The 15,027-nt window shown below is 42.7% G+C and carries 11 protein-coding genes; 2 read left to right on the top strand and 9 right to left on the bottom strand.

From position 1 onward, the window contains the following. Nucleotides 1-35: 35 nt before the first annotated feature. The 4 genes from NIE32_RS08160 to hisC all read right to left on the bottom strand — a co-directional run bounded on the left by NIE32_RS08160 (nt 36) and on the right by hisC (nt 4,974). The gene (locus NIE32_RS08160) at nt 36-140 is read right to left on the bottom strand and encodes an IS3 family transposase (RefSeq protein WP_381452258.1); all 105 of its coding nucleotides are present in this window, start codon (nt 138-140) and stop codon (nt 36-38) included. A 325-nt stretch (nt 141-465) separates the two neighbouring features. Beyond that, nucleotides 466-2,070 (bottom strand): phosphoglycerate dehydrogenase, encoded by a 1,605-nt coding sequence (gene serA, locus NIE32_RS08155; RefSeq protein ID WP_253054677.1) that lies wholly within the window; start codon nt 2,068-2,070, stop codon nt 466-468. Then, complete coding sequence (locus NIE32_RS08150) at nt 2,063-3,232, bottom strand: pyridoxal-phosphate-dependent aminotransferase family protein (protein WP_253054675.1); 1,170 nt, start codon at nt 3,230-3,232, stop codon at nt 2,063-2,065. Before NIE32_RS08150 ends, serA begins: the two co-directional genes overlap by 8 nt. Nucleotides 3,233-3,885: 653 nt before the next feature. After that, complete coding sequence (gene hisC, locus NIE32_RS08145) at nt 3,886-4,974, bottom strand: histidinol-phosphate transaminase (protein WP_253054673.1); 1,089 nt, start codon at nt 4,972-4,974, stop codon at nt 3,886-3,888. A gap of 395 nt (nt 4,975-5,369) precedes the next feature. On the opposite strand from hisC, the gene NIE32_RS08140 reads away from it, so the two are divergent. Next, nucleotides 5,370-6,212 (top strand): MurR/RpiR family transcriptional regulator, encoded by an 843-nt coding sequence (locus NIE32_RS08140; RefSeq protein ID WP_253054671.1) that lies wholly within the window; start codon nt 5,370-5,372, stop codon nt 6,210-6,212. 237 nt (nt 6,213-6,449) lie between these two features. Here NIE32_RS08140 and thrB read toward each other — a convergent pair whose 3' ends face one another. The 5 genes from thrB to NIE32_RS08115 form a co-directional block, all read right to left on the bottom strand. After that, nucleotides 6,450-7,358 (bottom strand): homoserine kinase, encoded by a 909-nt coding sequence (gene thrB, locus NIE32_RS08135; protein WP_253054669.1) that lies wholly within the window; start codon nt 7,356-7,358, stop codon nt 6,450-6,452. Next, nucleotides 7,355-8,413 (bottom strand): threonine synthase, encoded by a 1,059-nt coding sequence (thrC, locus tag NIE32_RS08130; RefSeq protein WP_253054667.1) that lies wholly within the window; start codon nt 8,411-8,413, stop codon nt 7,355-7,357. The genes thrB and thrC overlap by 4 nt, the downstream gene beginning before the upstream one ends. 4 nt (nt 8,414-8,417) lie before the next feature. Next, nucleotides 8,418-9,704 carry a homoserine dehydrogenase gene (locus NIE32_RS08125; RefSeq protein ID WP_253054665.1) on the bottom strand — a complete coding sequence of 429 codons (1,287 nt, stop codon included), beginning with the start codon at nt 9,702-9,704 and terminating at the stop codon, nt 8,418-8,420. Nucleotides 9,705-10,126: 422 nt separating this feature from the next. Further along, nucleotides 10,127-10,687, bottom strand: a complete 561-nt coding sequence (locus tag NIE32_RS08120; protein WP_253054664.1) for an SWIM zinc finger family protein — start codon at nt 10,685-10,687, stop codon at nt 10,127-10,129. A 1-nt stretch (nt 10,688) separates the two neighbouring features. Then, nucleotides 10,689-13,784 carry a DEAD/DEAH box helicase gene (locus NIE32_RS08115; RefSeq protein WP_253054663.1) on the bottom strand — a complete coding sequence of 1,032 codons (3,096 nt, stop codon included), beginning with the start codon at nt 13,782-13,784 and terminating at the stop codon, nt 10,689-10,691. 401 nt (nt 13,785-14,185) lie between these two features. Here NIE32_RS08115 and NIE32_RS08110 point away from each other — a divergent pair, with 401 nt between their 5' ends. Beyond that, a complete protein-coding gene (locus NIE32_RS08110; RefSeq protein ID WP_253054662.1) occupies nt 14,186-15,007 on the top strand; it encodes a lipoate--protein ligase family protein in 822 nt (273 codons plus the stop codon). Nucleotides 15,008-15,027: the final 20 nt, after the last annotated feature.

Here is a 15,027-nt window from a genome sequence, read left to right as displayed (position 1 = left end):
ATGGTGATCCAAACCCCAAAAGTTGGACATTTTTATTAAGCTACTTGCTCGGTGGTTGCAATCCGATACTCATTCGGACTTAGACCACCGAGCTTTTCTTTGATTCGAGACATATTGTAATACTCAATCCACTCACACATAGCTGATTGATCTCAGTTGGCGTGTTCAACGTTGTTTATAATTCATTAATGCTACAAACTTTCAAGGTTCAAGGTTTTGTATAGGGTATTAGCGAAGGATTATTTGGGGGAGGAGCTGTCATTGGATCAATTTTAGGTTCAACTCTTATAAAAAAAGGGTCGGCAAGGCATCTTCTAATCTACAATGGAATTGTATTGGGATTCTTTATGACGCTCACTTATCCACTTGTTAATATTTTTAATTCAATTGGCATTACGTTTTTTTGACAACTAAAAACCTCCAGTCCCAAAAAGGAACCGGAGGCGAGCTTAGAAAATGTATTTGTTAATTATCTTCTTCGGGCATATCGATCTCAACAAACTGTACATCATTCAGATCTGGAATGCCGAGAATTTCTTTGTGTACTTCTTCTGGTACTTTCTTATCGAGTGTGAGCACCATGACCGCTTTTCCGCCAATTGCTTCTCGACCTACATACATACTGCCAATGTTGATATGACCTTTACCGAGTATCGATCCAACGTTTCCAATCATTCCAGGAACATCCATATGGTCGATATAAAGGAGATACTTCTCTGGTTCCATATCAAGACGGTAGCCATTGATCGAGACGATACGTCCGCCGAATCCGGATAAATACGTGCAGGCAATCGTTGCACGATCTTCACCATTCACGATCTCAAGTTCGATGAAGTTTGTAAAACCTTTATGTGCAGCATTTTTCTGTACTGTGTAGGCGAGACTATGTGCTTTAAGGACTTGCATCACGTTAACAATATTGATCGAAGAATCTAAATAATAAGAGAGCAGAGCCTTGATCATTTGTCGAGTAAGCAAACCTGTATCTTCGAGAAATAATTCACCGTAATAATTGATATTAATTTTTTCAGGTGCTTTCTTAAAGATTTGCATCAACAATTCAGCCATCTGTTCACTTAGGGTTAAATAAGGTCTAATTTTTTGCTGAACCGAAGCTGAAATATGTGGCAGGTTAATCGCATGCTGAACGCTGCCTGCAGTAAAGATGCCGACGATCTCTTCACTAACGGATTCTGCGACTTTTTCTTGTGCCTCAGTAGTAGATGCACCAAGGTGCGGTGTGACAATGATGCGCGGGTTCTGCGTGAGCCCGATATTCTGAGGTGGCTCATGCTCGAATACATCAATGGCTGCTCCAGCGACTTGTCCACTGTTTACGGCATCCACCAATGCTTGTTCGTCAATAATACCACCGCGCGCGCAGTTAACAATGCGCAGACCTTTTTTTGTTTTCGCAAAGTAGTCGGCATTAATTAATCCACGTGTTTCTGGGGTAAGCGGTGTGTGGACGGTAATGAAATCCGCTTGCTCGGCAATTTCATCTAGACTGGCTTTGATTATGCCTAGCTTCTTGGCACGGTCTTCAGTTAAGAACGGATCATAACCGAGAATGTTCATCTCAAAACCTTTGGCACGTTTCGCGACTTCAGTTCCGATTCTGCCCATGCCAACAACACCAAGTGTTTTTTGATAGAGTTCAACGCCTTTAAAAAGCTTACGTTCCCATTTTCCTGAAGTCAATGAGCCATATGCCTGAGGGATGCTGCGCGCCAGTGACAGCATCATTGCCAATGTGTGCTCCGTTGCTGCGATCGTGTTCCCTGCAGGAGCATTAATGACGATAATACCTTTTTCCGTAGCAGCTTCAATGTCAATATTGTCGACGCCGACACCTGCGCGGGCGATGACTCTCAGCCGATCAGCAGCCATAATAATATCACGAGTGACTTGAGTTTGGCTGCGGACAATCAATGCATCATAATCCTTGATCAATTCTGCGAGTACAACGGGATCAAGTCCGGTTTTTTGGTCAACCTTGAATTCAGGATTACTGGTCAATGCCCGCAAGCCGCTTTCACTGATCGGATCGGTAACAATAACTTTATACATGCTGTACATAAACCTCCTCAGCTTTTTTGACGGCAGAACCGAATCGCGGTGCTTGTCCAAATTTAGCTAATGTCATTTCAAGAGCGCTCAACACTTTCAATACATCGAACGGTGTGCAATAACCCATGTGGCCAATTCGGAAAATCTTTCCTTTTAAGTCTTTTTGACCGCCTGCAATCGTTATTGAAAAGTCCTTTTTCAGGGCCTTTTGAATGTCTGGTGCCGATAGGCCTTCTGGCTTAACTGCTGTAACAGTTGGTGAAGCATCTGCATCAGAAGTTAGAAGCGGAAGACCCAATTCACGAATTCCGGCACGCATCATATCTCTAAGTAAAAGATGGCGCTTGATCACATTATCCCATCCTTCTTCTTCGATCATATCGCAGACGGCTTGTGCGCCTTGAATGAGGGAAACAGCGGGAGTGAACGGCGTTGATTTTTGTTTTTCATAAGTATCTACATAACGTTTCAAGTCGAGATAAAAGCGTCTTTCCGGACATTCGCGAATTGCTTGTAAGCCGCGGTCACTGACAGCAACGAAAGCAAGACCCGGAGGAAGCATCAATGCTTTCTGTGAACTGGTGACGAGCAGATCGATATTGTCTTGTTCCATATCGACCGGAACGGCACCGATGCAACTTACACCGTCGACGATGAACAATGCATCCGTCTTTTGTTTAACCACGGTGCCAAGCGCATGAATAGGATTCAGGACACCTGTAGATGTTTCGTTGAACGTGCCGAAGACTGCTTTAATCGGAGTACCGGAAAGACTGTCGATAAATGCTTCAAGTTGTTCCGTGGAGCAGGATTTACCCCACTCAATAGATAAACGGTGTACGGTTGCCCCGTAATTTTTCGCGATCGAAGCAAGGCGGTCCCCAAAAGATCCAGCAACAATAACAATAGCGTGGTCTCCTTCATGAACCGTATTTACGACAGCGGCCTCGAGTGCCGAGGTACCGCTACTGGTCAAAATCATAACAGGATGCTTGGTGCCGAACACGGGTTGAAGCCGAGTAGCGACATCTTCTATCAGGACAGAGAAATCAGGACTCCGGTGCCCGATCATCGGGCGCGCCATAGCGGCGTTGACAACGTTAGGAATAGGGGTCGGACCTGGTGTAAATAAATACGACTGATCTAAATACAATGAACTCATCCCTTCTGTTTCTGTTTGATCTGCGAAAAACGGGGCAATTAGATGCATAACCGCTCGCAATATAATAAAAACGTCCCCCGCGGCATGGTATACATGTCGCGAGGGACGCTAATATTCGTGGTGCCACCCTCATTTATCGCCTAAGTAAATCATAAAGGCGACCTTCGTTACATACGATAACGGCCAAAAGCCGAATTTGCCTACTCACTGATTAATCAAACGCTCTGTTTTGATCAATTTTTCAGCAAATTTGCTCCGAAGTGCTCAATCAAAATGAAACCGTACCGACTTTCAGCAAATGCCGGCTCTCTGGCGACTGATTTCGTTAAGACCGTTGTCTTCATCATTGCAGTTCACAAAGTTGAACTTGCTTAACTGATTGTGTCCAAATTGTAACAGCTATCTGTTTATTTGTAAAGAAAAATATTTTCCTTTTTTTCTGAAGGCTTTATTAAAATCCCCTGAAGTTTTTATTTGATTATTGCGATGTGTTCGTTTGTCACAGGTGAACGGAGTATCACCATACAGGCTTAGATCTGCTGTGGGGTCGCTCTGGCACCGATCCCGTGGCATCTCACATATTACCTTTAGATCAGAAAAACACCATTAAATTTAAACATACTGTTTGACTTTAATGGTGTTTTTTCATCAATTTACTTGCTTGGTTCCGGAGCAAAAGTTTTTATCGCCTGATCAAGAATATTGAGCAGTGTTTTCATATCTTCCTTTTTTCCGATCGTAATACGTACTCCTGTTTGAAATGCATTAATTAGAAAGCCGTTTTTTCTACAAAACTCAGCGATTTTTTGTGGTTCATCAACCTTAATAAAAATGAAATTTGCCTGCGTGTTAAAATAGGGGATACCTTTCTCATCAAGAAATGCAGTGGTCATGGCGATCACTTCATTGTTCTTTCGCACACACTCATCTTTAAATTGATCATCTTTGAGCGCTGCGAGTGCTGCCACTTGACTCAGCCGAGGATTATTAAATGGGGGTCTCACTTTGTCAATTTCATCGATGACGCGTTGGGAGCCAACCGCATAACCAATCCTGAATGATGCCAAGCCGTAGGATTTAGAAAAAGTTCTGAGAACAAGCACATTTTCCTTTGTTTCCAAGTATTTCAATCCATTTGGAAAGTCTTCAGCCGTAACAAAATCAATATAAGCTTCGTCAAGAACAATAAGAACATTGCTTGGTACCCGTTGAATAAAGGAATCAAGTTCGGTTGCAGTGAGATATGTTCCTGTAGGATTGTTCGGATTACAGATCCATATGATTTTCGTTGAAGCGTCAATCGCATCCAGCATCGCATTGATCGCGTGCTTTCCATTTTGATCACATGGAATTTTTTTCGTTGTTGCGCCTTCAATTTGAGCGTGACAATAGTATTCATAGAAGGTTGGCCAAGCCATGATAATATTGTCGCCGGTAGATAGAAAGGCTCGGCTGATTAAAACAATGATTTCATCTAAACCGGTGCCAAATAGAAAGTGTTCCGGTTCGATACCAAGCCGTTTGGCTAGTTCAAGTCGTAGCGCTTGATCACGACAATCGGGATAGAGTTCAGGCAAAAGAACATCGCTCGCAATCGCTTTTCGTACATTAGGTGAAGCACCATAGACATTCTCGTTAGAATCCAGTTTGACAATCCTTTTCAAACCATAAATTTGTTTAATTTCTTCCAAGGATGGACCGGGATTATATGCTTTTAAATCTTCAAGATTTTTCTTAAACACGTGCATCGCTCCTCATCATTTTCAAAGCGCATAGGTGCTCTCTTTTTCACAGTATTCCGCGAATTTTCAGAAGTCACTGATTGTAGTTAACTGAAGTATAGATATACCCTCACCCCAGCGGAGACATCCTGCGTTTAATCCATTACATTTAAACATGGAAGATGATAAAAGTAAAGGTTGGCATGGTAGTGCAGGAAAGCAGTGATTAAATAGTGAAGTGATCAAATTACGTAGGAGTTTCGCAGGAACTAGGGAATAGTTTTGATACCTAATCTTCATGAATAGGTAATGGACATTGAAGCTATTAAAAAAATAGAAAACGTTTACAGAAAATTATTTTCAAATGAAAGCGTTTGATGTACAATAGAATTAACGATTAGGAGGGGGACTATTCTATGTCAGAGAGTCAGTGTATCGTTCGTATTCAGTCAGCCTACCCACATTTGAGCGAAAAAGAACGCAAAATTGCCGATTATATTTTAAATCATCCCAAAGAAACGATTCACAGTAGTATTAATCAAGTATCCGCACGCATCAAGGTAGCCGATGCAACAGTATTTCGGTTCTGCCGCAGGTTGGATTTTAAAGGATTCCAAGAAATGAAAATCGTTCTTGCTTCAGATATCGCTCGAAGTAAGCGTTTTGAAGAGACAAAGAAATCCGGTCAGGACGATGAAGTATTGGCACAGGCTGAGCAGGTCTTTCAGGATAATATCCGCACATTGGAGAATACCTACCAGATTCTAAATAGTGAACAATTCAAAAAAGCAATTCATACTTTATCACGCTCTGAACGCATTGCGTTTTTTAGCAGTAGTGGTTCAGCCTTGGTTGCACAGGAAGCTCATCGAAAGTTCGTTCGTGCCGGTGTCATGACCTATGCACCAAGCGATGGAGAATTCCAAACATTGACCGCCTCACAGTTGACAGAGCAGGATACTGCTGTATTTATCTCATATTCGGCATCAGATAAACATCTGGTACAAGTTGCGAAAACGGCAAAGCAAAAAGGCTGTCCAACAATTGGCTTAACCGGGTTTATGAAATCTGCTTTGGCTGAAATGATGGATATATCGCTCCATACAGTATCCGTACCCACTGATTTCAGATCAGAATCTTATGTGGCGCGTGCTGCTCAGGTGACCTTAATTGATGCGCTTTTTGTAAGTGTGATGCACGTGCGCCAGCAACATCTGAACAGTGACGGAAAGATACAAGACGTATTATTACAGGGATAATCAGGCAAATAATGCAAACGGTTGCAGGAAATGGCTTCTTTTCCCGCATCTATACGCGTGTTGTGTATTAGAATTGAGAATGCAAGACGATGTACAGAATATAGAGTGCACCGAACAGAACAGCAAAAAATATAATAAATTTCCAACCAATTTTCACTTTCATGACAAAACCTCCTCATCAACGCTTAGTTTGAGCAGATGGGGAGGTTTCTATTTATTGTTTAAGCATGAAGTGAACTATATTGTGGAGATCATTTGTACGCAAGAACCGTGATTAACAGGATGCAGCACTAAACATTCAAAATTTGGAAATGCACGCTGCAGACAATCACGAACTTGTCTACTTTTTGCATGATCCACAAGAGACATGACCGTAGGGCCGGCTCCGCTTAAGAATGTACCATAGGCTCCATTTTCACCGGAGAGCTTGCGGATCTCTTCCATTTCAGGAATAAGCTTGGCACGGAATGGCTGATGAAAGCGATCACTTTCCATCATTTTTCCTGCTAGAGGACCGTTACTTGTCAGTAGTGCAGCAATTAATACATTAGCGACACTGCTCGCCTCAATAGACTCTTTGAAAGAGAGTGTTGTTGGCAGTACTTTACGTGCTTCGCTTGTTTTTAATTCATAGGATGGTATAACGGTCACAAAATCAAACGTTGGCGCGGACAGTCGGACACTTGAGACCTCTGTACTTGATTGCGTAGAGACCACCAATCCTCCATACAGAGAAGCGGTGACATTATCAGGATGTCCCTCTATTTGGCACGCAATCCAAGATTTTTCTTCCAACGTAAGATGTAGATCAAGCAGAAAATCTGCAAGCTCAATTCCTGCAACAATTGCAGAACCGCTACTCCCGAGCCCACGAGAGAGCGGAATATCATTAAGAACCTCCACCGAGTAGGGAGGGAGGTGTTTCCCATGTTGGTCTGCAATTTTTTTTGCGGTGACAAAGATTAGGTTATTCTGCAATTCAGGTTGAAAAGCAGGTTGTTTGAGATAAACAAAGGACCAAGATTCCGCTTTGGAACAATTCAAAATAAGATAACGCTCGAAAGCAAGCCCGATCGAATCAAACCCCGGTCCAAGATTGGCTGTGCTTCCAGGCACTTTAATTTGAAATACTGATGGTTCACTCATTTGGACACCTGTTGCAAATGATCAACAACTGCCGACTCCTCAGCCCCAATAATTGTTGGCTCAATCGTCAGTGTATCCATTGCAGTCGCCGGATCTTTCAACCCATTTCCGGTCAAAATGCAGACGATCTTAGATCCCTTCTTAATCTTTCCTGCTTTGACATGTTTAATAAGACCGGCAATAGAAGCACAGGATGCTGGTTCGGCGAATACTCCTTCCGTACGGGCAATGAGCTTGTACGCAGCAATAATTTCATCATCTGTTACGGAGTCAATTTCTCCACCAGACTCTTTTTCAGCTGCAACGGCAAGTTTCCAACTCGCCGGGTTGCCGATCCGAATCGCTGTTGCAATGGTTTCAGGATGTTCGATGACCTTATTTTTCACGATTGCTGCTGATCCTTCAGCTTCGAAACCATGAATTTCAGGGGGGGCAATCTGTTTGTTGTCGCGCAGCTCTTTGAATCCTTTCCAATAAGCAGAGATATTGCCAGCATTTCCAACCGGAATGCAAAGGACATCCGGCGCTGAACCAAGCTGGTCGACAATCTCATAAGCACCTGTTTTTTGGCCTTCCAGTCGAAATGGATTTATCGAATTCACAATTGTAAAATCAGAATGTGCGCCAGTATAACGGACAATATCCAGAGCTTGATCAAAGTTGCCATTGACCTCGAAAATCTTGGCACCGTACATGACCGACTGTGCTAATTTACCGAGTGCAATTTTTCCTTTTGGAATGACGATGATACAGTCCATCCCAGCACGTGCACTGTACGCAGCGGCTGACGCAGACGTATTGCCAGTTGAGGCGCAGATTACCCCGGTACTACCACTTTCTTTTGCTTTCGCAACGGCGAGAAACATGCCGCGGTCCTTAAAGCTGCCTGTCGGATTTAATCCCTCAAATTTACCGTAAATTTCACAATCTAATTTTTCGGAAAGTTTCTCGAGTGGAATGAGCGGAGTATTTCCTTCGAGCAGAGTCAATCGTGGTGTTTTGTCGGATACCGGCAAAACATCCTTGTATTTTTCCATAAGACCTTTCCAAACCATGATGTTAGCCCCTTTCAACTCGGAAATATTTGGCGTTTACAACAACATCTAAGTGCTTAAGAATATCAAAGGATTGCTCGAATCGAACTTTATTGGTCGTGTGCGTAATTATAGCAATTTCAGCAACATCTCGGCCAGGGACCGGTTCCTGATAGAGCTTTTCAAGACTGATGTTCTGTTCCCTGAACAGGTCGGTTAATTTAGAAAAGGAACCTGGCTGATCTTTGATATGCATACGAACAAAAAATTGGCTTTCTACAAGATTATCTTTGCGGGCATGGAGTTCTTTCTTTGGTAAAAAGATATGGTTACCAGTCATGCCCAGCTTCATATTATGAATGACAGAAAGTAGGTCGGAAATAACGGAAACTGATGTCGGGCCTTCACCAGCACCAGCACCATAATACATGGTTTCGCCAAGAACGGAGCTGTAGACATAAATCGCATTGTTTTCATTCTCGACAGACGCGAGCTGATGTCCATTAGGGAGCAGTGTTGGTCCAACCCGCACATCAATATCACCGTTGTTGACTTCTGAAATACCGACCAACTTAATTGTATACCCGAGTTTCTGAGCAAAAGCAATGTCTTCTCGAGTGACATCTGTGATGCCCTTTATTTTCACATCATCTAATTTAACTGGAATAGAAAAGGCGAGATGACTCAGAATGACCATTTTTCTCGCAGCATCAAGCCCTTCAACATCAGAGGACGGATCTGCTTCTGCAAAGCCGAGCCGTTGTGCTGAAGAGAGTGCTTTCTCGTAGGACAATCCTTCACCACTCATCTTGCTCAGAATATAGTTTGTGGTACCATTCACAATTCCGATCATTTTCTGAATGCGGTCGGCACCTAAACTGTCTGTCAATGTTCTCAGGATTGGGATACCACCGGCCACACTGGCCTCATAATAAAGGTCACATTGATTTGCCCGTGCCTCTAGGAGGAGTTCCTCACCATAAGAAGCCATTAAATCTTTGTTTGCGGTAATCACATTTTTTTTGTTTCTCAGTGCGCGAAGAATATAGCGATAAGCTTGATCTACGCCACCAATCAACTCAATAATTACATTGATTTCCGGATTGTCAAGAATTTCATACACATTCGTTGTTAATTTTCGATTATCAATGAGGACTTTTCTTGCTCTGTTTTTGTTACGGACAAGTACTTTCTCCAAATGGATCTTGCAGCCGGTGCGCTCTTCGAGGCGCTCTCTATCTTTTGTAATCAGGCGGACAACGCCTGTACCGACTGTTCCGAATCCAAGTAAGCCTATGGACACCTTCTCCAATGCACATCACTCCTCGTATTCGCGCACATCCAATCCATCGAACACTTTCTCAGAAGGAAACGCGGTTGCGTCGAAAACGCAACTGTCTGCAATTTTTAAGTTTTCAGTAAAATAATACACTCGGTTATGTAACTTGCATTATAACCCGAAGAATCAACAACAACAACCCACTTTTTCCCGATTCCTGTACTTTAGGTGAGGGAAAAAGTGATCAATTGAACGCTCATCACATTTTTGTCAAAGATTACATTTATTCGCCATTGTTTAGGTGAAAACAAAAAAAGCTTAAACCAAGATAGCCATTTGTGCAGGCATATCTTGGACTGTTGGAACCTAATTTAACTGATTCTTTTTGAAAAAAAACCCATTTGTCAATGATACAAATGGTATGCTCGAGCGTTTCATTTTTGAAGGATTGAGCGCTAATCATGTTGATTAGCGCTCACTGATTTGACAATCTGCTCAGCAATCTCTTGGAAATCCGGCCGATTAATGAGCTTCTGTTTATCGAATCGCTGAAAAGACGGTGTAACGGACTGTTCAAGATTTTTATAGTTTTCCAGGAGACGTTGGTAGGCAGGGCTGTCGCCTTGGTCTGCAACTGAGAGAATAGGCGTGTGCTCGCTTTTGGTGTCGTCCAGCCGCTTTATCCAGTAGATAATCGCTGCTACAGCATGTGCACAATAGGGGTGGGCTGATGTACATTCACATTTTACTTCGATTTTGTCGGGAATAGGTAGTCGCTGAGCGTTTCCTGTTAATTCGTAGTCCTCTTTTTGCCACTGAATATGCACCTGATAAAATGTGTGATGAATATCTTCAACACTTGCATGCAATCCTTTATCTGATGCATGATAATCCCAGACACGATGCTTATCAAAAAGGCTGATGCCCCGTTTAAATGTATTTCCCGTCATGTACGTTGCGAACTGGGAAAGCCATTTCGCAAGCGTGGTACTCCGGAAAGTCAGTCGAAGGACCATGTTACAACACTCCCTCATGCAATTGAATCAAATTCATCAATTCCTGATCACTCATTTCAGTAAGCCAGGATTCTCCACCACTCAAGATTTGCTTTTGAAGATTCTTTTTTTGTTCAATGAGCTGATCAATGCGTTCTTCAAGTGTTCCTTCACAAATGAGTTTGTACACATAGACATTACGCTCTTGACCAATGCGATAGGCACGGTCGGTCGCCTGTTCTTCAACGGCAGGATTCCACCAACGATCATAGTGAATGACATAACCTGCTGCTGTCAAATTGATACCGACGCCTCCAGCTTTTAATGAAAGAATAAAAAGTGACTTTTTACTCGTTGGGTTCTGGAAGTTTTCAATCATTTTTTGGCGCTGATCAGCGCTGAGTGCTCCGTGAAGAAAATAGATCTCAGCATCTGGATGACGGCGCTGCGTTTCTTCAAGAAGAATTTTGCCCATCTGGATATATTGTGTAAAGACAAGCACTTTCTCATCCTGCTCAAATAACGGTTCCAGAATATGAAAAAATAAATTAAGTTTTCCTGAAGTTTGATCATCAGTAGGTTGATCACTTACTAAAGATGGATGATCACAAACCTGTTTCAGTTTTGTAAGTGTTGAGAGAATCAAGCCTTTTCGCTGGATGCCTCCGGTTTGGACTACATTTTTCTTCAATCGATTAACAATTGACTGATACAGAGAAGCTTGGTTTTTTGTTAGATTGCAAATCCGCTTTGCTTCGACTTTTTCTGGCAGATCATGAATAATTTTCTTATCTGTTTTTTCACGCCGTAGAAGAAAGGGGCGGATCATCCGTGTCAGTTGACTCGCCTTAGAACGACTGTTCTTTTTTTCCACCGGGTGAATAAATTGCTTTCGGAATCGTTCAAGTGCACCAAGATAGCCGGGATTCAGAAAATCCATGATTGACCATAGTTCTTCAAGATGATTTTCAATAGGTGTCCCGGTTAAGACAAGTCGGTGTGCCGTTTGAATAGGGCGGAGTGCCCGGGTTTTCTGTGCATGCGGATTTTTTATTGCTTGTGCCTCATCAAGAATGACACAATTCCAGTAATAATTCAGCAGCTCACTTGCTTCTTTTGTATAGATCGCGTAACTGGTGATCACGACATCACAATGGTTCAATTGGTCTCTGAACGCAGGACCTCTCAATCGGTCGCTGCCATGATGGATGTAAATCTTAAGCTGTGGCGAAAAGGTTGCACATTCATGTTTCCAATTTGCGACCAGAGATGTCGGGCAAATGATCAGCGCCGGTGCATTTGGCTTGCCGGTAGCCTGGATCTGCTGCTCAGGATTCTGCTTACAGTAGTCCAAATAAGCGATTGCCTGCACGGTTTTCCCTAATCCCATATCATCAGCTAGGCATCCGCCAACGCGTCGATGGCGTAAATTGACAAGCCATGTATAGCCTTTCTTTTGATAAGGACGCAGTTGACCGATAAATGCATCCGGTAAGGGTACGGTTCGTGATGGTTTCTTCAATAAATTGCTGAGATAGTTATCAAGATTTGCATCCAGATGAATAGAAAGGTGTGTGTTTCGTTTTCGGCGTCTGGTTGCTTCTAATTTCATTGCAGAAGAGACGGTGGGCGTTTTGTCAAACAAGTCCAAGGTGTCTGCCATTTCTTGATAAGCTTTCATTATTTGCTGCATCGGCAGGTGGATCCATTTAGTTCCTTGATGGATAAATGGTTGGTTTGCTTGGACCAGTTGCTTAAAATCTTCAGCACTGAGTTGCATGTCTCCGATCGCAATTCGCCAATCATAACTGATTAGGGACGCAAGACTGAAAAGAGATGGCCCATCTTCGAATTTTGACGGATGAATGTCTAGGTCAATAGAAATTGAGTCGGAGGCATCCTCTATATCAATGTTTTTTGGAAATGAAACATCAATCGATGCCTCTGATAGCACCGTTTCATATTGATAAAACTCTGAGAGATCATTGACGGTAAGAAAACCTTCCGATGGACCATCGAAGAACTGCATCAAAGTCTTGGACACTTTAGATTTCACCGTCTGTAGACGATCAAACAACCAACTGTGTTTTTCGTCGAGCGTGGAATAGTCTTCTAATTGTTCAGGTGATTGTTTGACGAGATGCCCATTTTGCCAACCAAATATTTTGATGGCATAGGACCAAAGGGCTGACTGTGAAAAAAGGTTGGTAGGATCCGCCGGTTTCAGTACAATCTCTGCACGTTCAGGCTCAAAGTAATTTTCCATCTGTTCTCGTTTATAATTCAATAAGGCCTGTGTCCAAGAATCTTGCTGATTGGCAGAAACCGTACGCACCCATCCAGCCATCTCAAATTCCAGTTTTTCCATTTGAGTTATATCCTTTGGGTCGTGAACAATCAACCAAGGTTTACCGAAACTGAGCAGCGGATGACCACTGGTGACTTGCTGCTGAACGATCTCGTGACTGATGGGAGAAGCGTGCGTCATGCTCTCAATTTGTGACTGTCCCTCAGCGTCCGTTGTCGATGATAAAGCTCGAATCATAGCATTTAGCCAATAAATAACGACTAAATACAGCCATTGCTGTACTTTCTGATCTTGAAGTTCTTCAATTGAGAAAGCAAGCTGTGGAAGACGGCTTAGCCAGTCGGCGAACAAACCACTCTCACTTAATGCGTGGGCGTCCGGAATCCAGTGGCAGAAGTAACATTGATCATTCTTCCCACGATTCAGATGATAAAAGAAGGGATAAAAGTGACCGTTCTCTAATAAAATAGCGAGGGCTTCAGAGATTTGGCGAAACCATTGTATCGTTAATCCGGGATAAAGATCTGTCTGGTGCGTATAGAATGCCTCATCACGAATCAACTGAAACACACGAGCCATAGGCATAATTATCCCGTTAACTTCCTTCTCATCTTTTCCATCAACAAATTTCGTTTGATATGGGAAATAAGGGTAAGCAGAAGTCGCTGTTAGCCAATCTGGAACCGATTCTTTCTCGGACAGTAAACTCGAGAAAGAAAGTGCCTTTCCACGATCATCGGTTAACCAAACGAAAAAGTTCCATGTATTCTCTATCTGAGGAATAAAAGTCATCTGAAGAAAGCGATCCATCAATTAAGAGCTCCTTAAATTGTAAAAACTGGAAGATGTACCTATTTATATAGAAAAAACTGATCACCAATTAACCCGAAACGATTCGTTACACCGAATTTACTATCCTTTAAGTGTATCATAGCCATCGCTTTGATGACACTGCCATTCCTGAGTTTATTTTTGTTTCTTAAGCAAGTATTCATGGCTTTATATTCTTGTTATGATAGTGGGAGAAGTTGTGCAGTCCTAATGAGCATTATGGCACAGCTGATTGTGAAACTATACTTTATTTATTATGAACATTTCAGATGTACAACCTCGTAAAGTGCATCCATGAGGCGCTCATTTGCAGCCGGCAAAACATAAAGTGGAATCATGGGTTCAAAAATCATGAACAGGGTTGAAGAGGTGAAGAGGATATGACTGAACAAAAGTGGCTATTTATCGATTCTGGAATCCATACACCGGCATACAATATGGCGCTCGATGAATATCTGCTCGAATGTGGTGCAAAGGGACGAAAACAACCGGTGCTTCGATTCTATGGGTGGGATCCCCCAGGATTGTCACTTGGTTACTTTCAAAAAACTACCGGTAGAATCGATCTGGAAGGTGTACACGCGATTGGTGCAGAATGCGTGCGCAGATTAACAGGTGGGTTAGCTGTCTTACATCATCAAGAGCTGACGTACAGTGTGATCATCCCGGAAGACTATCCTGAAATGCCAGGTTCGGTCGTTGGCGCCTATCGGGTATTGTCAAAAGGATTACTTGAAGGATTCAAAGCAATGGGGTTACACGCTGAACTTGCGATTCCTGACGATAATTTTGGGCGTTCGCATTCACCGGTATGCTTTGAGGAAGCATCGTGGTATGAACTTGTTGTCGAGGGAAGAAAAGCGGCCGGGAGTGCTCAAACACGGCAAAAGGGTATGATTCTTCAGCACGGATCGATTCCGATTGCAATTGATGAAAACGAGCTGTTCGCTTGTTTTCACTATGCAGGTGAACGTCAAAAGCAACGCGCAAAACGGGCTTTCTCTGGTAAAGCGGTTGCATTGAAAGACTTGTTGAAGCGCGATGTATCTATTGAAGAAGTTAAACGTGCCTTTTATTCTGGGTTTGAAAAAGGCCTTGGTATTCAATTGAATCCCATTACACTGAGCGAGGAAGAGGAACAAGAAGTCCTTTACTTGGCCAAGAAAAAATATGAATCTGAGCAATGGAATCTATCAAGATAAGTGGACAATGGCTAGATACA

Origin of the sequence: Sporolactobacillus kofuensis (genome assembly GCF_024125425.1) — a bacterium.
Classification (GTDB): domain Bacteria; phylum Bacillota; class Bacilli; order Bacillales; family Sporolactobacillaceae; genus Sporolactobacillus; species Sporolactobacillus kofuensis.
Note: the sequence above shows the minus strand (reverse complement) of the source record. Positions and strands in the feature narration are given on the sequence as shown.

What these genes read in the sequence shown, in the direction of transcription:
- NIE32_RS08150 (WP_253054675.1), bottom strand. Translation starts at nt 3,232, where the DNA reads ATGAGTTCATTGTATTTAGATCAGTCGTATTTATTTACACCAGGTCCG.
- NIE32_RS08110 (WP_253054662.1), top strand. Translation starts at nt 14,186, where the DNA reads ATGACTGAACAAAAGTGGCTATTTATCGATTCTGGAATCCATACACCG.
- NIE32_RS08140 (WP_253054671.1), top strand. Translation starts at nt 5,370, where the DNA reads ATGTCAGAGAGTCAGTGTATCGTTCGTATTCAGTCAGCCTACCCACAT.
- thrC (WP_253054667.1), bottom strand. Translation starts at nt 8,413, where the DNA reads ATGGTTTGGAAAGGTCTTATGGAAAAATACAAGGATGTTTTGCCGGTA.
- thrB (WP_253054669.1), bottom strand. Translation starts at nt 7,358, where the DNA reads ATGAGTGAACCATCAGTATTTCAAATTAAAGTGCCTGGAAGCACAGCC.
- NIE32_RS08120 (WP_253054664.1), bottom strand. Translation starts at nt 10,687, where the DNA reads ATGGTCCTTCGACTGACTTTCCGGAGTACCACGCTTGCGAAATGGCTT.
- serA (WP_253054677.1), bottom strand. Translation starts at nt 2,070, where the DNA reads ATGTATAAAGTTATTGTTACCGATCCGATCAGTGAAAGCGGCTTGCGG.
- NIE32_RS08160 (WP_381452258.1), bottom strand. Translation starts at nt 140, where the DNA reads ATGTGTGAGTGGATTGAGTATTACAATATGTCTCGAATCAAAGAAAAG.
- NIE32_RS08115 (WP_253054663.1), bottom strand. Translation starts at nt 13,784, where the DNA reads ATGGATCGCTTTCTTCAGATGACTTTTATTCCTCAGATAGAGAATACA.